This window comes from Sphingopyxis microcysteis (assembly GCF_012274265.1).
In the GTDB taxonomy this organism is placed as follows: Bacteria; Pseudomonadota; Alphaproteobacteria; order Sphingomonadales; family Sphingomonadaceae; genus Sphingopyxis; species Sphingopyxis microcysteis.
The window spans coordinates 677,578-699,385 of sequence record NZ_JAANYY010000003.1 but is presented as its reverse complement, the minus strand read 5'-3'; the positions used below and the strand labels follow the sequence as shown (position 1 = coordinate 699,385).

General features: G+C 65.1%; 15 protein-coding genes and 1 tRNA gene. 8 read left to right on the top strand and 8 right to left on the bottom strand.

Annotated elements, in window-relative coordinates; genetic code table 11:
• The gene (locus G9408_RS11060) at positions 1–1,932 is read left to right on the top strand and encodes a hypothetical protein (protein WP_235957686.1); all 1,932 of its coding nucleotides are present in this window, start codon (positions 1–3) and stop codon (positions 1,930–1,932) included.
• A gap of 7 nt (positions 1,933–1,939) precedes the next feature.
• Positions 1,940–6,262: a hypothetical protein gene (locus G9408_RS11055; RefSeq protein WP_408021872.1), complete on the top strand. Its 4,323-nt coding sequence runs from the start codon at positions 1,940–1,942 to the stop codon at positions 6,260–6,262.
• A 397-nt stretch (positions 6,263–6,659) separates the two neighbouring features.
• On the opposite strand, the gene G9408_RS11050 is transcribed toward G9408_RS11055, so the two are convergent.
• Positions 6,660–8,753, bottom strand: coding sequence for a RelA/SpoT family protein (locus G9408_RS11050; protein ID WP_168454019.1), 2,094 nt, complete (start codon positions 8,751–8,753; stop codon positions 6,660–6,662).
• Between the two features lie 259 nt (positions 8,754–9,012).
• Between G9408_RS11050 and G9408_RS11045 the strand changes: the two genes are divergently transcribed.
• From G9408_RS11045 to G9408_RS11035, 3 genes are all read left to right on the top strand, one after another.
• Positions 9,013–9,534: a winged helix-turn-helix transcriptional regulator gene (locus tag G9408_RS11045; RefSeq protein ID WP_168454018.1), complete on the top strand. Its 522-nt coding sequence runs from the start codon at positions 9,013–9,015 to the stop codon at positions 9,532–9,534.
• A 64-nt stretch (positions 9,535–9,598) separates the two neighbouring features.
• Positions 9,599–10,723 carry a sensor histidine kinase gene (locus G9408_RS11040; RefSeq protein ID WP_168454017.1) on the top strand — a complete coding sequence of 375 codons (1,125 nt, stop codon included), beginning with the start codon at positions 9,599–9,601 and terminating at the stop codon, positions 10,721–10,723.
• On the top strand, positions 10,720–11,526 hold the full coding sequence (locus tag G9408_RS11035) for a LytR/AlgR family response regulator transcription factor (RefSeq protein WP_120217847.1): 807 nt from the start codon (positions 10,720–10,722) through the stop codon (positions 11,524–11,526). The genes G9408_RS11040 and G9408_RS11035 overlap by 4 nt, the downstream gene beginning before the upstream one ends.
• A 101-nt stretch (positions 11,527–11,627) precedes the next feature.
• On the opposite strand, the gene ribA is transcribed toward G9408_RS11035, so the two are convergent.
• From ribA to G9408_RS11015, 4 genes are all read right to left on the bottom strand, one after another.
• Positions 11,628–12,692: a GTP cyclohydrolase II gene (gene ribA / locus G9408_RS11030; protein ID WP_168454016.1), complete on the bottom strand. Its 1,065-nt coding sequence runs from the start codon at positions 12,690–12,692 to the stop codon at positions 11,628–11,630.
• On the bottom strand, positions 12,689–13,483 hold the full coding sequence (gene xth, locus G9408_RS11025; protein WP_168454015.1) for an exodeoxyribonuclease III: 795 nt from the start codon (positions 13,481–13,483) through the stop codon (positions 12,689–12,691). The genes ribA and xth overlap by 4 nt, the downstream gene beginning before the upstream one ends.
• Positions 13,484–13,837: 354 nt before the next feature.
• A complete protein-coding gene (locus G9408_RS11020; protein ID WP_168454014.1) occupies positions 13,838–14,491 on the bottom strand; it encodes a LolA family protein in 654 nt (217 codons plus the stop codon).
• 203 nt (positions 14,492–14,694) lie between these two features.
• A complete protein-coding gene (locus G9408_RS11015; protein ID WP_168454013.1) occupies positions 14,695–17,007 on the bottom strand; it encodes an FtsK/SpoIIIE family DNA translocase in 2,313 nt (770 codons plus the stop codon).
• A 121-nt stretch (positions 17,008–17,128) separates the two neighbouring features.
• Here G9408_RS11015 and G9408_RS11010 point away from each other — a divergent pair, with 121 nt between their 5' ends.
• Both G9408_RS11010 and G9408_RS11005 read left to right on the top strand, forming a co-directional pair.
• Positions 17,129–18,370 (top strand): FAD-dependent monooxygenase, encoded by a 1,242-nt coding sequence (locus tag G9408_RS11010; RefSeq protein WP_168454012.1) that lies wholly within the window; start codon positions 17,129–17,131, stop codon positions 18,368–18,370.
• A gap of 293 nt (positions 18,371–18,663) precedes the next feature.
• Positions 18,664–19,365 (top strand): sigma factor, encoded by a 702-nt coding sequence (locus G9408_RS11005; protein ID WP_168454011.1) that lies wholly within the window; start codon positions 18,664–18,666, stop codon positions 19,363–19,365.
• A 7-nt stretch (positions 19,366–19,372) separates the two neighbouring features.
• Here the strand turns inward: G9408_RS11005 and G9408_RS11000 are convergent, their stop codons facing one another.
• Positions 19,373–20,023 carry an LON peptidase substrate-binding domain-containing protein gene (locus tag G9408_RS11000; protein WP_168454010.1) on the bottom strand — a complete coding sequence of 217 codons (651 nt, stop codon included), beginning with the start codon at positions 20,021–20,023 and terminating at the stop codon, positions 19,373–19,375.
• The gene (locus tag G9408_RS10995; RefSeq protein WP_168454009.1) at positions 20,023–20,934 is read right to left on the bottom strand and encodes a tetratricopeptide repeat protein; all 912 of its coding nucleotides are present in this window, start codon (positions 20,932–20,934) and stop codon (positions 20,023–20,025) included. Before G9408_RS10995 ends, G9408_RS11000 begins: the two co-directional genes overlap by 1 nt.
• A 192-nt stretch (positions 20,935–21,126) precedes the next feature.
• Here G9408_RS10995 and G9408_RS10990 point away from each other — a divergent pair.
• A tRNA-Gly gene (locus G9408_RS10990) sits at positions 21,127–21,201 on the top strand.
• A gap of 255 nt (positions 21,202–21,456) precedes the next feature.
• On the opposite strand, the gene G9408_RS10985 is transcribed toward G9408_RS10990, so the two are convergent.
• Positions 21,457–21,732, bottom strand: coding sequence for an HU family DNA-binding protein (locus G9408_RS10985; RefSeq protein WP_088440085.1), 276 nt, complete (start codon positions 21,730–21,732; stop codon positions 21,457–21,459).
• Between the last annotated feature and the right edge of the window lie 76 nt (positions 21,733–21,808).

The following is a 21,808-nucleotide window of genomic DNA, read 5'->3' as shown; positions in this document are numbered from 1 at the left end:
ATGATGACGGGGGGCAGCCTGTGGCCGATCATCGCAACGCTCGCGGCGCAGGGCGCGCCGGGGGGCGAGGTCGCGACGCCGCCGCCCACGCCTGCCGATCCCGCAGTCGCAAAGGACACCGCGACCGCCGAGCAGCCTGTCGACGAACTGACGCCGCCGCCACCGCCGGTCGACTGGCAAGAGATGATCAAGGACGATCTCGTCACCCAGATCATCGAGGGCCGCCGCCGCCCCGGCTATCGCCCCGACCTGCCTGATGCGTTGACGCAGGACAATGTCGGTGCGCTGCGCCCGCCGCCGCCGCAGGCGTTTCCGGGGATGGAGGACCAGCTGCCGGTCCCCGACCGCTGGCGCCTCATCGAAAGCCTGGGGGTAGTCAAGGAACGCTGGTTCGATCCTTATCACCAGAACACCTACAAGGGTGACCGCGCGATCGATCCGGCGAAGGTGCCATGGCTGCCGATCAAGGGCGACGACTGGTTCATCGTCGCCAATGCGGTGTCCGACACGGTGTTCGAACCGCGCACCTTCCCGATCCCCGTCGGGGTCCAGACCACCGAACGGCCGGGCAGCCTCGACGTGTTCGGCAAGGACCGCAGCTTTGTCTTTGCGCAAACCTTCATCGTCGGCGCGGCGCTGATCAAGGGCTCGACCGCGTTCAAGCCGCCCGACATCGAATATCGCGTCACGCTGGCGTACCAGGCCAATTATGTCGACGTCCCCGAACGCCGCGTGCTCGACGTGCGCCCGTCGAAGGCGAGCCATCGCTACGACGCGTTCCTGGGGGTGCAGGAATTGTTCGTCGACAAACATCTCGGCAACACGTCAGACCGTTATGATTTTTACTCGGTGCGGCTCGGCATCCAGCCGTTCCAGAGCGACTTTCGCGGCTTCCTGTTCAACGACAGCCAGCTCGGGCTGCGTTTCTTCGGCAATCGCGACAACAACCGCTTCCAGTATAATTTCGCCGCCTTCTGGCGGCTCGAAAAGGATACCAATTCGGGGCTCAACGACATCACCCAGACCCCGCGCGACGATTTCGTCCTGACCGCCAATCTTTATCGCCAGGATTTCCCGGTCGTCGGGCTGACCAGCCAGGTCAGCGTGACGTACAACATGAACCGCGAAAAAAACGACGTTCAGATCGACCATAACGGCTTTCCGGTGCGTCCGGCGCTGCTTGGCGACCTGCGCGGGCGCGAATATGATGTCGTCTATCTGGGCTATAGCGCCGACGGGCGGATCGGGCGGATCAACCTGACCGCCAGCTTCTATGCCGCGCTGGGCGAAGACCGGAACAGTTTCTTCACCAGCAAACCGGCGCAGATCCGTGCCGGGTTCGGCGCGGTCGAACTCAGCTATGATGTCGACTGGCTGCGCTTTCGCCTCTCTGGCCTTTACGCCACCGGCGACGGCGACCCCTATAACAACACCGAGGGCGGCTTCGACGCGATTTTCGAGAATCCGATCTTCGGCGGCGCCGACACCAGCTACTGGATCCGCCAGACGATTCCCTTTGCCGGCGGCGGGCGCGTCATTTCGGTCAACGGCCGCAACGGCATTTTGAACTCGCTGCGCTCGTCGAAAGAGGAAGGGCAGTCAAATTTCAACAACCCCGGCACCGTTTTTATCGGTGCGGGCGCCGATTTCGACCTGACCCCCGAATTTCGCATCAGCGCCAACGCCAATCATCTGTGGTTCGCCGACACGTCGAGCCTGCAGGCGCTGCGCATGGAAGGCTCGATCCCCAAGGACATCGGTTTCGACCTGTCAGTGGCGACGATCTGGCGCCCGAAAGCGACGCAGAACATCGTCGGGCGCCTCAGCGGCGCGGTGCTGCTGCCGGGCAAGGGGTTCAAGGACCTGTTCGACAACAAGCAGAAGAACGACGCCTATGTGTCGATCCTCGCCAATGTGATCTTGAGTTTCTGAGATGCTGATGCGCAAACTCTTTGCCCTGTTGGCCTTCATCGCGATGGGCGCCGCCTTCGGCGCCAGCGTTACGCGCGCCGCCGAGGAAGAGAAACCGCTCAAGATCACCTATCGCTTCACCCCGCCCGCGCCGCGCGAGCAGAGCGAGGCCGATGTCGCCGCCAAGTCGGAGGGTTGCTACAGCTGTCACACGCGCACCGACCAGCCGTCGATGCACGCGACCCCCGCGGTTCGGCTCGGCTGCACCGATTGCCACGGCGGCGACGCGAGCCAGGTCGGCACGCCTTCGCTGGGCTATAAACATCCGACGAACAAGGCGGTGATGGCGCTCGCGCATCCGCAGCCGACGCTGCCCGGCGCCTGGCACGACAGTTCGGCCAACCCCGTGCGCAGCTACACCTTGCTCAACAAGGAATCGCCCGAATTCATCCGCTTCGTGAACCCCAGCGATTACCGCGTCGCGCGCGAGGCGTGCGGCGCCTGCCACCTCGAGGTGATCGAGGCGACCGAACGCTCGCTGATGTCGACCTCGGCGATGCTGTGGGGCGGCGCGGCGTACAATAACGGCATCGTGCCCTATAAGAATTACGTGTTTGGCGAGGCATATACGCGCGACGGCAAGCCCGCGTGCATCCTCTCGCCCTCGTCGCGGCTGACGAAAGAGGAATATGCCGAGGCGTGCAAGCCGAGCTTTGGCTTCGACAAGATATTGACCGACGAAGAGAAAAAGCGCGGCGCGCTCGCGAAAATGTACCCGCTGCCGCGCTGGAGCGTCATCCCGCCGGGCGACGTGTTCCGCGTCTTCGAACGCGGCGGGCGCAACATCAACACGCAATTCCCCGAAATCGGCCTGCCCAATCCGACCGGCAGTATCCAGCGGCTCGAGGAGCCCGGCCGCCCCGACCTCAAGCAATCGAACCGCGGCCCCGGCACCGGGCTGCGCGTCGCGATCCCCGTGCTCAACATCCACAAGACGCGCCTCAACGATCCGCTGATGTGGTTCATGGGCACCAACGACCAGCCGGGCGACTATCGCCATTCGGGCTGTTCGGGCTGCCATGTCGTCTATGCCAACGACCGCGAACCGCGCCACAGCCTGACCTATGCGAAGTTCGGCCGCGACGGCGAAACCGACACCGTCGACCCGACGATCCGCGAGAAACGATGGACCGGCGGCGGTTACGACGGCGGCAAGAAGCCCGCGGGCGGCGGTCATTCGGACGCATCGCATATGGCGCCCGATGATGGCTTTGTCGGCGGCACCGGCCATGGCGGCTTGATCGACCCCGCCGCCGCGGCGCCCGGCGCTCCGCAACGCGAACCGCGCCCGCGCCGCGAATCGGGGCATCCGATCAGCCACGCCTTCACCCGCGCGATCCCGACCTCTCAGTGCATGACGTGCCACATGCACCAGCCGAATATCTTCCTGAACTCGTACCTCGGCTACACGATGTGGGATTATGAATCGGACGCGCCGCAGCTGTGGCCGGGGCCGGACAACACCGCGCCGCGCCCGCCGGGGATGAGCGACGAAGACTATCAGAAAAAATACAAGCAACAGCGCTACCCGACCGCCGCCGAGGCGCATGCCGTGCTCGAACGCAACCCCGAGGGCGCGGCGACGCGCGGGCTGTGGGCCGATGTCGAATTCCTGCGCGACGTCTATGACGTCAACGACACCAACAAGGACACGCAGTTCGCCGATTATCATGGCCATGGCTGGAATTTCCGCGGCATCTTCAAACGCGACCGAAACGGCAATCTGCTCAACGCCGACGGCAATATGTCGACCTATGGCACCGATACCGCGAACATCATCGACCCCAAGGATCCCGAAAAATGGCGCAAAAGCTGTAGCCATTACACCGATTCCAAGGAGCGCGACCTCTGCCTGGCGAGCGCCGATCCGGAGCGGCCCGGGGTCGAGGGCAAGTTTGTCGCGCCCGGCATCAACCCCGGCAAGGCGGTCCATATGATGGACATCCATGCCGAAAAGGGCATGCAATGCGCCGACTGCCACTTCGCGCAGGACAGCCACGGCAATGGCTATATCCAGGGCGAGGTTGCGAACGCGGTCGAGATCAGTTGCAAGGATTGCCACGGCACCGCCGACGCCTTCCCCAACCTCTTGACCTCGAACGTCGCGGCACGGCCGCAGGGCAATAATCTCGCGCTGCTCCGCAATCCCGACGGGCGGCGGCGCTTCGAATTCCAGTATAATGACGATGCCGAGGTCATCGGCCTGATCCAGCGGTCGATCGTCGATCCCAAGCTCGAATGGCAGGTCAGCCTGGTCAAGCAGGCGGTGACCCCCGGGCCGCATTTCAACGCCAAGGCGGCGCGCGCCAAGCTGATGGCGCGCAGCGGATCGGACGACGGCAAGTTCGAATGGGGCCCGGGCGTCGCCAAGGAAGATCGCGCGCATGGCGACGACAAGCTGACCTGTTTCACCTGCCACCTGTCGTGGACGACCAGCTGCGGCGGGTGCCATTTGCCGATCGAGGCGAACTGGAAGACCAAGATGCACCATTTCGAGGGGGAGGAGACGCGCAACTTCGCCACCTACAACCCGCAGGTGGCGCGTGACGAAATGTTCCAGCTTGGCCGTCACCAGCTGACCAAGCCCGGCGAACCCGGCCCGAACGGCGAGGTGCGCGGCATCATCACCCCGGTGCGTTCGACCTCGGCGCTGATCCTGTCGTCGACGAACATCAATCGCGAGCGCATCTATGTGCAGCAGCCGCCGATCTCGTCGGCGGGCTATTCGAGCCAGGCCTTTGCGCCGCATTTCCCGCACACGGTGCGCCGCCAGGAAACCAAGCAGTGCAGCGACTGCCATGTCTCGGCGAATGACGACAATAATGCGATCATGTCGCAGCTGATGCTGCTTGGTACCAACTTCGTGAACTTCGTCGGGCTCAACGTCTGGTCGGGGATGGAGGATGGCTTCCAGGCGACCCGCGTCACCGAATGGGACGAGCCGCAGGCGGTCATCGGCAGCTATCTGCACAAATACAGCTACCCCGATTACTGGCGCCTCCACGTCGACCAGAACGGCCGCGAGCTCAAGAATTGGGTGCGCGGCAAGATTTTCGACAAAAAGGGGTCGGGCGAGACGCAGGCGCTCGAGGAATTCGCCAATATCGTCCAGGGGACCAGCGGGCGCGTGAACTGCCTGCAACAGCGCGGCGAATATATGTTCGTGGCGGAGGGCAAGGGCGGCTTCCGCGTCTATGACGTCGCCTCGATCGGCAACAAGGGCTTCTCCGAACGCATCGTCCGCGCCCCCTTCTCGGCGCTCGGCCACGACACGCATGTGAAGGTCAAAAACGCGACCTGCATGGCGCTGGCGACCACGCAGCCGATCAGCGTGTCGCGCAACGAAGCGATCGTGAAGAATTTCCCCGAAAATCACGAACAGGTGATGCACGACATCTACCGCTACGCCGTCATCACCGACAGCGTCGAGGGGCTGGTGCTGGTCGACGTCGACACGCTCGCCGACGCAGAGTTCCGCAACAACAAACTGAAACGCGCGCTGACCTGGAACGAGGGCAATGTGCTGGCGGGGGCGCGACACGTCACGCTGGCGGGCAGCATCGCCTATATCACCACCGACGCGGGGCTGGTCGTGCTCGACCTGACGGTGCCGCTCGCACCCAAGGTCACCGCGCAGCTGCCGCTCACCGATGCGCGCGCGAGCGCGGTGCAGTTCCGTTACCTCTGGGTCACCGATGCCGAAGGGGTAAAGCTGTTCGACGTCACCAATCTGGCGCTGCCGGTCGCGGTGCCCGAAGGGACGGTGCGCCTCGCCAATGCCCGCAAAATCTACCTCGCGCGCACCTATATGTATGTCGCGGCCAAGGCGGACGGTCTCGTGATCGTCGATGTCACGCGCCCCAAGGCGCCGATCGTCTGGCCGGGGCTGACCTTTGGCGGCAGCATGACCGACGCCGAGGACGTCATCGTCGCATCGACCAACGCCTCGCTGTTCGGCTATGTCGCCGACGGGCGCGGCGGCATCAAGGTGATCCAGCTGACCAGCCCCGACAATCCCGGGCTCTATGGCTTCTCGCCCAAGCCGACCCCCGAACTCATCGCCTGGGCCAAGACGCCGTCACCGGCGCTCGCGCTGTCGAAAGGGCTCGACCGCGATCGCGGGGTCGACGAGACCGGCGGCCAGATGGCGGTGTTCGGCCGCCTCGGCTCGCGGCCCTTCACCCGGCCCGAAATGGAGAAGCTGTTCCTGAACAGCAAGGGGCTGGTTTACAAGGTCCGCGACGAGGTCGATCAGGGCGCGTGGCGACCGCCGTTGTTGTACGCGAACTGAGGATCGCGACAGATTACGACCGGAACTGGCCGTCGCCCCCGCGCAGGCGGGGGCCGCTGTCGGTTTACGCAGCGACGCAGCGATAGGCAGCTAGCGGCCCCCGCCTGCGCGGGGGCGACGGTCAGTCGGAACGTCCGCTCCCCACCCCAAAGCAGACGTCGCCGCACAAAAGTCTTTCCTACAATTTTCAGCTGTGCCAGCCTGCGTCCCTGCTCATTCATTCGGCGGGCACGGGCGGTCAATGTGCGGCTTGCGGGCGCCGCGTCAGCCGGGTGACAGGGCGGGTCCAGCACGCTGTGAGGTCCGAACGGGAACGCACAGGGCTGAACTTTCCTGAACTTTGGAACGGCGTTGGGCGCGGCGACCTGCGCTCCGCCGCAGAGTTGCCGTCGCGGACCTAAAGCCGCTCCGCCTGCACCACCGTGTCCGACGCGCGCAGCGCCGACAGGATCCGCATCACATGCTGCACGTCGCGTACCTCGACGACAACGTCATAGGTGTGGAAACCGCCCTCGCGGTTCGACAGCCGCAAATTTGTGATGTTCGCCGAATTGGCGGCGAGGATGCCTGACATTTCGGCGAGCGTCCCGGGTTCGTTGAGGATGACGATGCACAGCCGCGCATTGCCGCCTTCGCTGTCTTCCTGCCAGCGCAGGTCAATCCAGTCGGCGTCGACCCCGTCCGCCAGGCTGGGGCAGTCGATGACGTGCACCTCGATCCCCTCGTCGGGGCGCGCCAGCCCGACGATGCGGTCGCCGGGCACCGGGTGGCAGCAATCGGCGAGCTGGTAGGCGACGCCGGGGGTCAGCCCCGCGATCGACACCGCGGCGCCCTGCGCCAGCTTGCCGGGCTTTGCTTTCATCTCGGCGGTGATGCCGGGGACCAGCGCTTCGAGCACCATATTGTCGGTCAGCCGCTGCTTGGCGATCGCCACGTAAAGCGCGCTGTCATTGTCGAGCTTCAAGCGGGTCAGCGCCGCGGCGCGCGCCTTGTCGCCGACCTTGTTGGGCAGGCGCGCGACAATCTCGTCGTACATCTTGCGGCCGAGCGCTGCGAGCTCGACCTTTTCCTTTGACCGCACGTGGCGGCGGATCGCGGCGCGCGCCTTGCCGGTGACCGCAAAACCGAGCCACGCGGGTTGCGGCGTCTGCTTGTCCGACGACAGGATTTCGACCGTATCGCCGTTGTTGAGCTGGGTGCGCAGCGGCACCAGCCGCCCGTTGACCTTGGCGCCGACGGTGCGGTCGCCAAGGCCGGTGTGGACGGCGTAGGCGAAATCGACCGGCGTGGCGCCTTTGGGCAGCTGGTGCAGGCTGCCCTTCGGGGTGAAGGCAAAGATGCGGTCCTGATACATCGCGATGCGGGTGTTCTCGAGGAACTCCTCGGGATCGTGCGTCTGCTCGAGGATTTCGATCAGGTCGCGAATCCACCCGGCCTGGCCGTCGGGCGTGCTGCCGCCCTGCTTGTACGCCCAATGCGCGGCGAGCCCGAATTCGGATTGCTGGTGCATGCCGAGGCTGCGAATCTGGATTTCGATCCGCATATTCTGCTGGTGCATGATCGTCGTGTGCAGCGATTTATAGCCGTTGCGTTTCGGGGTCGAGATATAGTCCTTGAACCGGCCCGGGACCATTTTCCATTTGCGGTGGAGCAATCCCAAGGCGGCGTAACAATCGGCGTCGGTCGGGGTGATGATCCGGAACGCGATGATGTCGGTCACCTGTTCGAAACTGACGTGGCGTTCCTGCATCTTGCGCCAGATCGAATAGGGGTGCTTTTCGCGGCCCGATACTTCGGCCTCGATGCCGCTTTTCGCCAGCAGTTCCTTGAATTCGCGGCTGATCTCGGCAACCTTGTCCTTGCCGCCGGCGGTCAGCTTGGCGAGCCGCCCGGTAATCGTCGCATAGGCTTCGGGTTCGAGCTCGCGAAAGGCCAGCAGCTGCATTTCGCGCATATACTCATACATGCCGATCCGCTCGGCGAGCGGGGCATAGATGTCCATCGTCTCCTTGGCGATGCGCCGCCGCTTGTCGGGATTTTTGATGAAATGCAGCGTCCGCATATTGTGCAGCCGGTCGGCCAGCTTGACCAGCAGCACGCGGATATCGTCGGACATCGCGAGCAGAAATTTGCGCAGATTCTCCGCCGCGCGCTCATTTTCGGTCTGCGCTTCGATCTTGCTGAGCTTGGTCACCCCGTCGACCAGGCGCCCGACATCGGCGCCGAACAGCCGCTCGATTTCCTCGGGCGTCGTCAGCGTGTCCTCGAGCGTGTCGTGGAGCAGCGCGGTGACGATCGTCTCGCTGTCGAGGTGCAGGTCGGTCAAAATCCCCGCCACCTCGACCGGATGGCTGAAATAGGGATCGCCCGAGGCGCGTTTCTGGCTGCCATGCTTCTGGACGGTGAAGACATAGGCGCGGTTGAGCAGCGCCTCATCGACGTCGGGATCATAAGCGCGCACGCGCTCGACAAGTTCATACTGCCTCAGCATTACGTTCAATGTCGTTCATGTCGGCGCAATTGCAATGCGAAATTTGATTGCGCCGTTCGCCAGTGCGTTAGCAACTTTGATAACGGCGATTGGAAGCATCGGTCGCGCGCGGGCGCACCATCGCACGCGCGAAGCGAGTCGCGCGCGCCATCGGGCGGATTCGCAGAGCCTGCTGGAGCGAATGTATCGCGTTGCGAAATGCAACGAAGCCCCTATATTTTTTTGGCGCAGGGGTCGATTTTACGTTAGGGCATAGGGCATGGGAAAATTACGCGAACTGCTGAACGACATGGATGGGGGCAATTGCGCCCTGCCGCTGGCGCTGGAAGCGATGGGTGAACGCTGGTCGTTCATGATCCTGCGCGCCGCCTTCAACGGCGTCCATCATTTCGAGGAATTTCAGCAGGAACTGAACATCGCGCGCAACATCCTGTCGAACCGGCTGTCGCGGCTGGTCGATCATGGCATCATGGCGCGCGAAGTGATGACCGAAGACCGCCGCAAGGTGCGTTACCAGCTGACCCAAAAGGGTATCGAGCTGTTGCCGGCGATGATCGCGCTGCGCCAATGGGGCGAGAAATGGGGCGCTGGCGTCCCGTCGACCCCGGTGCTGGTCGACGCGCGCGACGAACAGCCGATCGGGCCGGTGACGCTGACCGCGCATGATGGCCGCGTGATCGGTTACAAGGAATTGCTGTGGAAGCATCGCGCGGAGCTCCAGCCGCTTGGCCAGGCGCGCCAGCGCGCCGACGGTGCGATGGCGCCGGTGGCCGCCGAATGATTGGCTACGCCGGGTTCCGGCTGCGTATCCGCGGCCGCTGACCATCGCGACCTACCGGACCCCCATGCCGCTGTTTCGCCTGTCTTCGCCGGGACCCTTTTTCGACAACAAGGTCCGCGCCTTCTGGAACCTCCAGCTATTGGGCTGGGCCGCGTGGCTGGGCCTGCGCGGGGTTTCGGGTCTCGCCAACGGGCAGCCGCTGACCTTTCTGATCCCGCAGACGATTTCGGCGATCACCGGCTTCTCGCTCTCGCTCATTCTGGCGGTCTGCTACCGCGCCTTGATCAGCCGCCGCCCCCTGCTGATGTGGGGCGTGAGCTTCGGCCTGTCGGGGCTCGCGACGGCGCTATGGGCGTTTATCGACGCCTGGGTGGCGCAGATCCAGAATCCAAACAGCGAGGCGGGGTTCACCAGCCTGCTTCTCGGCGCCGTCTATATCGACGCGACATCGCTCGCGGCGTGGTCGGCGCTTTATTTCGCGATCAACTATTTCCTTCAGCTCGAAGAACAGAATGACCGCGTGCTGCGGCTCGAGGCGCAGGCGGCGTCGGCGCAGCTTGCGATGCTGCGCTATCAGCTCAACCCGCATTTCCTGTTCAACACGCTGAACAGTATTTCGACGCTGGTTCTGCTCAAGCAGACCGAACCCGCCAACGCGATGCTGTCGCGGCTGTCGGCGTTCCTGCGCTATACGCTCGCGAACGAGCCCACCGCGCAGGTCACGCTGGCGCAGGAGATCGAGACGCTGAAGCTCTATCTCGACATCGAAAAGATGCGCTTCGAGGACCGGCTGCGACCCCATTTTGCGATCGATCCGCTTGTGGCGCGGGCGCGATTGCCGTCGCTGTTGCTGCAGCCGCTGGTGGAAAACGCGATCAAATATGCGGTCACGCCGCAGGAGGAGGGCGCCGACATCACGCTTTCGGCACAGCTGGCCGGTCAAAATGTCCGGATCACCGTGTCCGACACCGGCGCGGGATTGCCAGTCGAAAGCACGGACCCCACCACGGGTCTTGCAACGGAATCGACCGGCGTGGGTTTAGCCAATATCAGGGACCGTCTGGCGCAGGCTTTTGGCGACCAGCACCGGTTCGACGCTCAACGTGGCGCTGATGGCGGGTTCACGGTGATTATCGAGTTTCCGTTTCAGCCCGATGGGCAAATGACGATTGGAACCGAACGGACATGACGATCAGAACCATCCTGGTGGATGATGAAAAACTGGCCACCCAAGGCCTGCAACTGCGGCTCGAACCGCATGCGGACGTTGAAATCGTCGACACCGCGCAAAATGGCCGCGAGGCGATCCGAAAAATCAAGACGCACAAGCCCGATCTGGTCTTTCTCGACATCCAGATGCCGGGTTTCGACGGCTTTTCGGTGATTCAGGGCTTGATGGAAGTCGAACCGCCGCTGGTGGTGTTCGTCACCGCCTATTCGGACCATGCGATCCGCGCGTTCGAGGCGCAGGCGGTCGATTATCTGGTGAAGCCGGTCGAACCCGAACGGCTGGCCGATGCGCTCGACCGCGTGCGCCAGCGCCTCACCGAAAAGCGCGGCGCGGCCGAGGTCGAGCGGCTGAAGACCGTGCTGGCCGAGGTCGCCCCCGATGCGGCAGACGATTATGGCAGCGAGGCGGCGCCCGACGCGCATGCCGCCGATCGCTACGAAAAGATGATCAATATCAAGGATCGCGGCCAGATCTTCCGCGTCGATGTCGACAGCATCGAACGCATCGACGCTGCGGGCGACTATATGTGCATCTACACCGCCGACAACAGCCTGATCCTGCGCGAAACGATGAAGGATCTGGAAAAGCGGCTCGACCCGCGCAACTTCCAGCGCGTGCATCGCTCGACGATCGTCAACCTGTCACAGGTGAAGCAGGTGAAGCCGCACACCAACGGCGAATGTTTCCTGGTGCTCGGTTCGGGCGCGCAGGTGAAGGTCAGCCGCAGCTACCGCGATGTGGTGGCGCGGTTCGTGCATTAAGGTCGGCAAATAATGAAACGTCGCCCCCGCGCCGGCGGGGGCCGCTGGCAACGTAGAACTTCGCCGATGGCGGCCCCCGCCTGCGCGGGGGCGACGTCTTTCTAAAGCTGATGCCCGGTTCGGTCGCGCTTCGTCGCGAGATATTGCTCATTGTGGGGGTTGGTCGGCAGCGCCAGCGGCAGGCGTTCGACCACCTCGACGCCTTCCTTTTGCAGACGCGCGACCTTTTCGGGGTTGTTGGTCATCAGCCGGATGCGCGGGATATTGAGCAATTCCAGCATCCGCCCGGCGATCGCAAAATCGCGCGCTTCGACCGGAAAACCCAGCCGCAGATTGGCATCGACCGTGTCATAGCCTTGATCCTGCAACGCATAGGCGCGCAGCTTGTTGACGAGGCCGATGCCGCGTCCCTCCTGCCGCAGGTACAGCAGCACCCCCCACGGCGCATCGGCCATCGCGTGGAGCGCGGCGTGGAGCTGCGGCCCGCAATCGCATTTCAGACTGCCGAGCACATCGCCGGTCAGGCATTCGCTGTGCAAGCGGACGACCGGGGGATTGCCGTCGCGCTGGCCGATGACAAGCGCGACATGGTCCGACGCTTCTTCGGGCGAGCGGAAAGCAATAATCTCAGCGCTTTCGCTCGCCGCGACGGGCAGCCGCGCGCGCGCGGCGACCTCCAGCCGCGCGGGGTCGAGCAGCGCCGCGACATCGTCGGCGGTGCAGAATGTCTCGGCCTCGCCAGCCGCTTCGCGCACGAAAAAAGCCGGAAGCAGGCCCGCGTGGCGCGCCATCGTCATCGCGGCCTCCGCGGCAGCTTCGCCGCCCGTCGCAATGGTACGAAACGGACCCTTGAGCGGATGGGCGAGGTCGAGCGCCGGATCGGCGATCGCCAGCGCCGCGGTCACGGTCGCGGCGGCGGCATCGAGGCGCACCGGACCCGGGGTCGCCGCGACGCGCTGGTTGGTGAGCTTCAGCGTGACCGCGCGCTCGCCCGACAGCAGCACGTCGTGGCTGGCGAATTCGGCGAGCGCGTCGTCGCGCGCGCTTTCGACCGCGAGCAGGTCGAGCGCGCCGTCGGCGCTCTCGACGCGAAAGGGCCAGCCGCGGCGTAAGGCGTCGATCGCGCGCGCGGCGCGGCGGGCGCCTCTATGGTCGGCGTCGCTCAAAAAGCGAATTCCGTGACCAGCGGGATATGGTCCGACGGCCGCTCCCAGCTGCGCGCCGGCTGCACGATGCGGTGCGACACCGCCTTGTCCTTGAGGTCGGGGGTCACCCACATGTGGTCGAGACGGCGACCGCGGTTCGACGCTTCCCAATCCTTGGCGCGGTAACTCCACCAGGTATAGAGCCGCTCCGGCGCCGGAACGAAATGGCGACCTAGATCGACCCAGTTCGACGCCGCCTGCAACCGCGCGAGCGTTTCGACCTCGATCGGCGTGTGGCTGACGACGTCGAGCAGCGCCTTGTGGTTCCACACGTCGCTTTCGAGCGGCGCGACGTTGAAATCGCCGGTGAGCACTGTCGGCGTGCCGTTCAGCGCCCCCGACCACTCGGTCATGCGGCCAAAGAAATCGAGCTTCTGCCCGAATTTCGGATTGAGCTCGCGATCGGGAATGTCGCCGCCCGCGGGGATATAGACATTGTCGAGCCGCACCCCCGACGGCAGCGTAACGCCGACGTGGCGCGCCTCGCCATTCGCCTGCCAGTCATATTTGCGCACTTCGGTCAGCGGCACCTTGCTGACGATCGCGACGCCATGGTGCATCCGCTGGCCGTGGGTAACGATGTGGCCATAGCCCAGCGCCTCAAACATATCCTTGGGAAAGATGCCGCATTCGACCTTGGTTTCCTGCAGGCACAAAATGTCGGGCGCTTCTTCGCGAAGGAATTTCTCGACGATGCCGATGCGGGCGCGGACGCTGTTGATATTCCACGATGCGATGCTGGTGCGAGTCATGCGGTCGGCTCTATCGGCGCCACGCGTGCGGCGCAACGAGGATGCTCGGGCTGCGCCAGTACCGGGAATCATAAACCCCCGTCCCAGGGGCGGTGGAACGGGGGTTCAAGGTCAGCGTTCGTCACGCTCTTGAATGAAGACACCGGGCAATCCGGGTGGGGCAACAGGGGGAAACCCAAATCCGGGGCCGTGTTGGCGTCTTCGAGAGTTGAAATAGCCCGCTTTCCCTGTCGCCAAGCTGAACAGAAATTGGCCGCAAAGCGCCGATTTTGCAGTTCGTCGATGCTGGGCGACGGTTCGGCGGAAAAAGGCCGGGGAATTTTGCAAGAAAACGCCCCGGCCTGAATTTTTCGTTCAGCGACCGCGCTTGTTCGGGCGCGGGTCGGTCCAGCGGAACGCCGAATCGGCGACCGCGACGTTGAATTTCTGGTTGCTGAGGTCGATCCGCGTCCGGTTGTTCTGCGAATCGAGCGCGACCCAGCCGCGCAGGCGCAGACCCGCGGGCGCGCCACCGTCGCGCACGAACACCATCGTGATCGTGCCATATTCGGGGCGCTTGGGATCCTTGACCTCGACGCTCAGCACATCGTTGCTGCCGGTGGGCAGGACCTTCGCATATCGGGTGAGATCGCGGTCGGGGTCGAGCAGCGCGCCCAGCGGCGAATTCTTCACCGGCCAGCGCTGCACCTGCCGCACCTCATAGTCGATCATGGTCAGCGAGCTGCCGTCGCCGACGATCAGCAACGGCACGCCCTTTTGATACTGGAAACGGATCTTGCCCGGACGCTTCAGGGTGAGCTTGCCCGACAGGCGCTGGCCGTTGCGATCGGTCTGGACAAAGTCGGCGGTCATCGAACTCGTCGATTTGAGGTGCGATTGGACCGAGGACAACGCCGACGCCGATTGCGCGGTGGCGGGTACGGTCGCGGCAAGGCCAGCCGCGGCCAGCGGCGCTAGCGCCAGCGCGGCGGCGCGCGTCAGGTTCAGGCGAGGAAAGGTCAGGGTCATGATACTCTCATTCTGAAAAATCGTGGTTCGCATGTGACGTTGGGGCGTTGAATATCCACTGAACCGTCGTTTCATCTCTCCGTCATCCCGGCGAAGGCCGGGATCTCACCTTCGCGCAACGACGCCATGGCGAGATCTCGGCCTTCGCCGGGATGACGATGATAGGAAGTCCGGATTGAAACCCTAAACCCCGTAAAAGTTCCCTACCGCGGCTGGCCATATTGATCGGTCAGCACGTCGCGGCGGCCGACATGGTTCGGCGGGCTCACCAGCCCTTCCTCCTCCATGCGCTCGATCAACCGAGCCGCGCTATTATACCCGATGCGCAATTGACGTTGCAGCCAACTCGTCGATGCCTTCTGGCTTTCGACGACGATCTGGCAGGCTTTGGCATACATGCGGTCTTCGGCGCTGTCGCCGCCCGCCGGGGCGCCCTCCATCGCAAAGCCGCCGTCCTCGGGATCCTCGGTGACGCTTTCGATATAGTCGGGGCGGCCCTGCCCCTTCCAGTGATCGGCGACCGCGCGCACTTCGTCGTCGGACACGAACGGGCCGTGGATACGCGTGATCTGCTTGCCGCCAGGGACATAGAGCATGTCGCCCTTGCCGAGCAGCTGTTCGGCGCCCGCCTCGCCCAAGATCGTGCGGCTGTCGATTTTCGACGTGACGTTGAAGCTGATGCGCGTCGGCAAATTCGCCTTGATGACGCCGGTGATGACGTCGACCGACGGGCGCTGGGTCGCAAGGATCAGGTGGATGCCCGCCGCGCGTGCCTTTTGCGCGAGCCGCTGGATCAGGAACTCGACCTCCTTGCCCGCGGTCATCATCAGATCGGCGAGCTCATCGACGACGACGACGATCTGCGGCAGCGGCGCATAATCGAGCGTCTCTTCCTCATAGACCGGCTGGCCGGTGTCGGGGTCGTATCCGGTCTGGACGCGGCGGCCGAGCGACTTGCCCTTGGCGAGCGCGGCGCGCACCTTGTCGTTGTAGGACGCCAAGTTGCGCACCGACAGCGACGACATCATCCGGTAGCGGTCCTCCATCTGCTCGACCGCCCATTTCAGCGCCCGGATCGCCTTCTTGGGTTCGGTCACCACGGGCGCGAGCAGGTGCGGAATATCGTCATAGACGCTGAGTTCCAGCATCTTGGGATCGATCATGATCATCTTCACCTGATCGGGGCCGAGCCGATAGAGTAAAGACAGGATCATCGCGTTGAGCCCGACCGACTTGCCCGAACCGGTGGTCCCCGCGATCAGCAGGTGCGGCATCGGCGCGAGATCGGCGATCACCGCGTCGCCGCTGATATTCTTGCCCAGGATGATCGGCAGCGCGCCGGTCTGGTCCTGGAACAGCGCGCTGCCGATGATCTCGTGCAGCACCACCGATTCGCGGTGCGCGTTGGGGAGCTCAATGCCGATCACCGTGCGGCCGGGGATCGGCGCGATACGCGCCGACAGCGCCGACATGTTGCGCGCGATATCGTCGGCGAGGTTCGACACGCGGCTCGCCTTCGTCCCCGGCGCGGGTTCGAGTTCGTACATGGTGACGACCGGGCCGGGGCGGACCGCGGTGACGACGCCCTTGACCTGAAAATCCTCGAGCACCGATTCGAGCAGCCGCGCATTGCGTTCCAGCCCCGCCTTGTCGATCTGGCCCGTCGGCCCCGGCGGCGGCGGTGCCAGCAGGTCGATCGACGGCAGCTGGTAATTGGTGAACAGCTCGGTCTGCGGCTTGGGCCGGGGCTTCGACGGTGCGGTGCGCTCGGCGGGGTCGGCGATTTCGGGCGGCGCGCGGTCGCTCGGCTCGGCGATCGCGCGGGGGCGCACGACGCGTTCCATCAGGTTCGGTGCGCGGGCGCCCTCGTCGGCGACGCGCACCGGCTCGGCGACGCGGCTGCGCTCGACGGCGGGGAGACGGAAGCGCGAGGCCCATCCCTTTTCCAGCCGCAGCGCGCGCCACGCGAGCCACAGCCCCGCGGTGACCAGCAGCAGGATGGCGGCAATGCGGATCAGCGCGGCGGCGGGTTCGCCCGCGGCGGCGAACAGCGGCGTGATCGCGCCGCCGACAAGCAGTGCGATGATGCCGCCCCAGCCCGCGGGCATCGGCGCCCCCGTTGCGGGCGACCAGAGTTCGGCGCCCAGCCCGACGAGGAGGATGCCGACGAAGCTGTACGCGAGCTGGCGCGGCCAATAGGGTTGGGGTTCGCCCGTCCACAGCCGCCACGCGAGCAGGCCGAGCAGCGGCAGCAGCAACGCGATCCCGATCCCGCCGATCGACAGCCCCAGATCGGCGAACCACGCTCCCGTGCTGCCCATCCAGTTGGCGGCGGCGCCGTCGGCGGCGGTATTGAGCGCCGCATCGGTGCTGTCGTAGGTGGCGAGCGCAAGCGCCAGGAACAGCGTGAACAGCCCAAGCGCCGCCGCCGCGGCGATCACCAGCGATCGCGCGATGCTCTGGCGGAAAACGGTGCGCCAATCGGCCTTTACCGGTGCGGCCTTGCGGCTAGCCATGTTCTTCACGGTCCCTGTCAGTTAACCACGGCGATATGCGCATGGGGGGGAGTCGCCGTCAAGCGCGGCCCGGCGCGCGCACGGCCTTTCCAACCGCCCTGCCGCGCGCTAGGGCAGCCCCATGAGCGAAACGCTGCGCAGCGATGTCCTGATCTCCGGCGGCGGCCTCGTCGGCCAGGCGCTTGCCCTTGCCCTGTCGCACCATGGCCTGTCGGTCCAGATCGTCGATCCCGCCGACCCGGTGGCGACGATCGCACCGGGATTCGATGGCCGCGCCTCGGCGATCGCGAGCGCGACCTGGCAGATGTTCGAGGTGCTGGGGATTGCGGAGCGGCTGACCGGTCACGGCTGCCCGATCCGCGCGATCAAGGTCGGCGATGGCGCGCCCGACAGCGGCCGTGGCGGCGAGCTCGATTTCGTCACCGCCGATGGCGATCCGCCGCTCGGCACGATGATCGAGAACCGCCAGCTGCGTCTGGCACTCGCCGCGGGGCTGGCCGATGCACCGCTGGTGCGGCTGCATATGCCCGCCACCGTCACGACGCGCGACATTGGCGTCCATGGCGTCACGCTGACGCTCGCCGACGGGACGAGGCTGGCTGCGCCGCTGCTGATCGTCGCCGAAGGCCGCCGCTCGCCGACGCGCTATGCGGCGGGGTTCAGTATCGCGAGCTGGTCGTACCACCATCACGCAATGATCGGCGCCGTTGCGCATGAGCGGCCGCATGGCCATGTCGCGCACGAAATCTTCTACCCCTCGGGCCCTTTCGCGCTGCTGCCGCTGGTCGATGACGGCGAAGGTCGGCACCGCTCGGCCTTTGTGTGGACCGTCGCCGAAAAGGACGGCCCCGGATTCGCCAAGCTGGGCGACCGCGGTTTTGTCGCCGAACTCGAAAAGCGCGCCGGCGGGGTGCTTGGCGCGATGGAACTCGTCGCGCCGCGGATGACCTATCCGCTCGGTTTCCACCACAGCGCGTCGATCGTCGCCGAGCGAATCGCGCTCGTCGGCGACGCCGCGCACGGCATCCATCCGATCGCGGGACAGGGACTCAACCTTGGCCTCCGCGACGTCGCGGCGCTCACCGAAGTGCTCGTCGAGGGCGCCCGGCTCGGGCTTGACCTCGGCGATGCGGCGCTTCTCGCGCGCTATCAGCGCTGGCGCGGGCTCGACAATATGATGGTCAGCCTCGCGACCGACGGGCTCACCCGGCTGTTCGGTATTCCCGGCCGCACCGCCGCCGCGGTGCGCCGCACCGGGCTCGGCGCGGTGCAGCGGCTGCCGATCCTCAAGCGTTTCTTCATGGACGAAGCGCGCGGCGAGGCCGGCGATCTGCCCAAGCTGCTCGCGGGGGCGGAAGTCTAAAGTCTGTCCTGATAAAGCAGAATCATATCACCGTAGCCCTGAGCCTGTCGAAGGGCGCTTATCGGCGATAAGCGCCCTTCGACAGGCTCAGGGCTACGTTTCCGTTTGAACAGGACAGACTCGAACCGGTTTTGTTCATCCGTCATCCCGGCCTTCGCCGGGATGACGGAACATCTAAGCCTTGTTCGGCCGCGGTACGTATTTCTACCTAGCCCTCCAGCAGCCCACCGCTCACCCTGTTTCCTTATCCTTGTCACCGCGGCACCCCCGCCGCGGCACGATGGGGACGGACCATGTCGGCAAAAAGCGATGCACTCGAAACAGCGGTGACGGACTATATCCAGGCGCGAACCGCGCTCGATATGGCACCGGGCGCGCGGGCACGGACGCGCGCCGACCGAGCCTTCGCGCGCCTCGCGGAGCTGGCAGCGCCGCGCATCCGCTATTTCACCCGCCGCTACGGCCTCTCCGATGTCGCCGATGATGCAGCGCAGGTCTGCGCGATCGCGCTGCACCGCGCCGCCGAACGCTATGATCCCGCCCGTGCGCGCTTCACCACCTATGTGAACTGGCAGCTGCGCGCCGAACTGCAGGCGCTGCGCCTTCGCCTCCATGGCGACCAGCGGACGGCGGGGCGGCGGCATGTCACCGCAACCTTGCCGCTCGATGCCTTGCAGGCCGATGGCGCCGAAGACTGGCTGATCGATCCCGCCGCCGAAGCCGCGACCGAGCAGCGCGCGGCCGACGGGCTGGCGATGCTCGCCGCCGATCGCCTGGTTGCCGATTGGGCGACGCGGCGCCGCGCGACAATGTCGCGGTCGGCACGACACACGAATGCGCGGATCGAGGCGCGCGTCGCTGCCGAACAGGCGCTGGTCCGCCACCAGCTGACGGCGACCGCAACGAGCGAGCGACTAAGCGAAAGCGACCGCCATATCGTGCGCCGCGCGATCGCCGACATCGCGCGCCACGCGGCGCCGCGCAAATCGCATTGAATGCCGCCTATTGCAGCGTGGCGCGGCCGTCGTCGCCATCGTAGCGACCGAAAAACTGCATCAGCTGGACGACCAGCTCGGCGCGCGCGTCGATCGGCGTCGCTTCCAGCAGCGCCTGTTTGGCGGCGGCGTCGAACGGCGCAACCTGCGCGATGCCGTTGACCAGCGTCGCATCATCGAGCTGCCCGACCGAATCCCAATCGACGACATAACCCTGCCTTGTCGCAAAGCGCTTTGCCTCGCGTTCCAGACTGGCGCGCTCGACGCTCGACAGCACCGCATCATCCTCGATCTCGGCTTCGATTTCAGCCTCGACCTGACGAAAGGGAGTGGTGACATCGAGTTCGCGGCGGACGCGAAACCGCGCCACGCCTTCGAGCACAAGATTGAAACGTCCTTCGTCGAGCGCCTCGACATCGACAATCCGCCCGACGCAGCCGACGTCATAGAGCGCGGGCGGCTCGCGGCTTTCCTCGCCCGGCAGCATACGCGGCTGGATCATCCCGATCTGGCGATCGCGCGCCAGCACCTCCTGCACCATCGCCGAATAGCGCGGCTCGAAAATATGCAGCGGCAGGTGCAGCCCGGGAAACAGCACCGCGCCGGGCAGCGGAAAAATCGCGATCCGCTGAATGGTCAGGGGCGCCTCCGCGTTCATCAACCAAACAGCACGAGCGACAGGCGGCGGCGCTGCGCCGTCACCCACGGATCCTCCAGCCCCACGGCTTCGAACAGCGACAGCAGCTTGGCGCGCGCCGCGTCCTCCTGCCATTCGCGGTCGGCGGCGACGATATGGAGCAGATTGTCGGCAGCCGCGTCGCGTTGCCCCGCGCCGATCTGCGCACTGGCGAGGTCGAAGCGCGCCTGATGATCGGCAGGATTCGCCGCAAGAGCGGCTTCAAGCGCCGCCAGTTCGCCCGCATCGGGGGCGTCGGCGGCCAGTGCGAGTGCGCTTTTCGCCTGCGCGATCGCGGGGTCGTCGGCGATTTCAGCGGGCAGCATGTCGAGTGCACCTTGCGCGCTGGTCAGATCGCCTGCGAGGACAAAGGCGCGGATCAACCCGCCATGTGCCGCAGCATTGTCGGGCGCCATTTCGAGGATCTGCCCGAAGATGCTCGCGGCACGCTCGCCGTCGCCTTCGGCCAGCACGGTTTCACCCATGTCGATCAGCGGCGCGATCTCGACCGCGCGTGCCGTCGCTTCGCTTTCGATCGGCAGCTGCGCGAGCAGCTGGTCGAGCATCGACTTCAGCTGGCTTTCGGTGCGCGCGTTGGTGAGGTTGGCAACCGGCTGGCCCTGGAAAATCGCATAAACGGTCGGGATCGACTGGACCTGGAACTGGCTGGCGATGAAGCGATTCGCATCGACGTCAATCTTGGCGAGCAACACGCCCTTGTCGGCATAATCGGCGGCGACCTTTTCGAGGATCGGGGTCAGCTGCTTGCACGGCCCGCACCATTCGGCCCAGAAATCGAGGATCACGAGGCTGGTCATCGACGGTTCGACGACGTCGCGACGGAACGCTTCGACGGCTTCCTTTTCTTGCGGATTCAGACCCAATGTGGCCACGAAATCATGCTCCTGTTACGCGTCCCCGGGCGTCGGCGCGCCGACCGCAGAGACTCTTGTCCTGCTTATGTGGGAATTGCGGGCGATATGCCAACCCTTCGGCAAAAAACGCAAACAGGGCTTGCCGAGTCAAAAAGCCGGTGCTAATCGCCCGCCTCACCCGCTGGAACCGACCGGTTTCCAGCCGCCAGAGCGGGCGTAGCTCAGGGGTAGAGCACAACCTTGCCAAGGTTGGGGTCGAGGGTTCGAATCCCTTCGCCCGCTCCAGTTTTCTCAAATTATGTAAAGTTCCGCCTCCTTCGGGGAGGCGATGCGATTTCCGGGCGGTCGGCCATGCCGCTGCATTCCGCCTTGCGGCTGGGCTTATCCCGATCGACAGAACCAGGCGGCACGCTGTGGCTGCAGTGCGGTGCGCTGTGACGATGCTTCGCTTCGGCGTCGGTCGTCCATAGCACAAGGGCTCCGCCGATGGTTCAGCGGAGCCCTGCGTACGGCGTTGAGCCGCAATCGATCAGCCGTGGATTAGCCGTTCAGGCGGTCCTTGACGGCCTTTGCCGGGCCAAAGGTCAGCTTCTTGGCGGCCTTGATCTGGATCGTCGCGCCGGTCGAAGGGTTGCGGCCTTCGCGGGCCGGGGTTGCCTTGACCTTGAACTTGCCAAAGCCGTTGACCGAAACTTCGTCGCCCTTGGCGGCGGCATCGGCGATCGCGGCGAAGACGGCGTCGACGGCCTTGCGCCCGTCGGCTTTGCTGAGGTCCAGCGACGCGGCGACGGCGTCCGACAGTTCGGCGTGATTCATAAATTCTCTCCTGGTCTCGACCGGGCGATTCCCGATCAATGCGCTGCCATAGCCGCATGATACGGCGTTCGCCAAG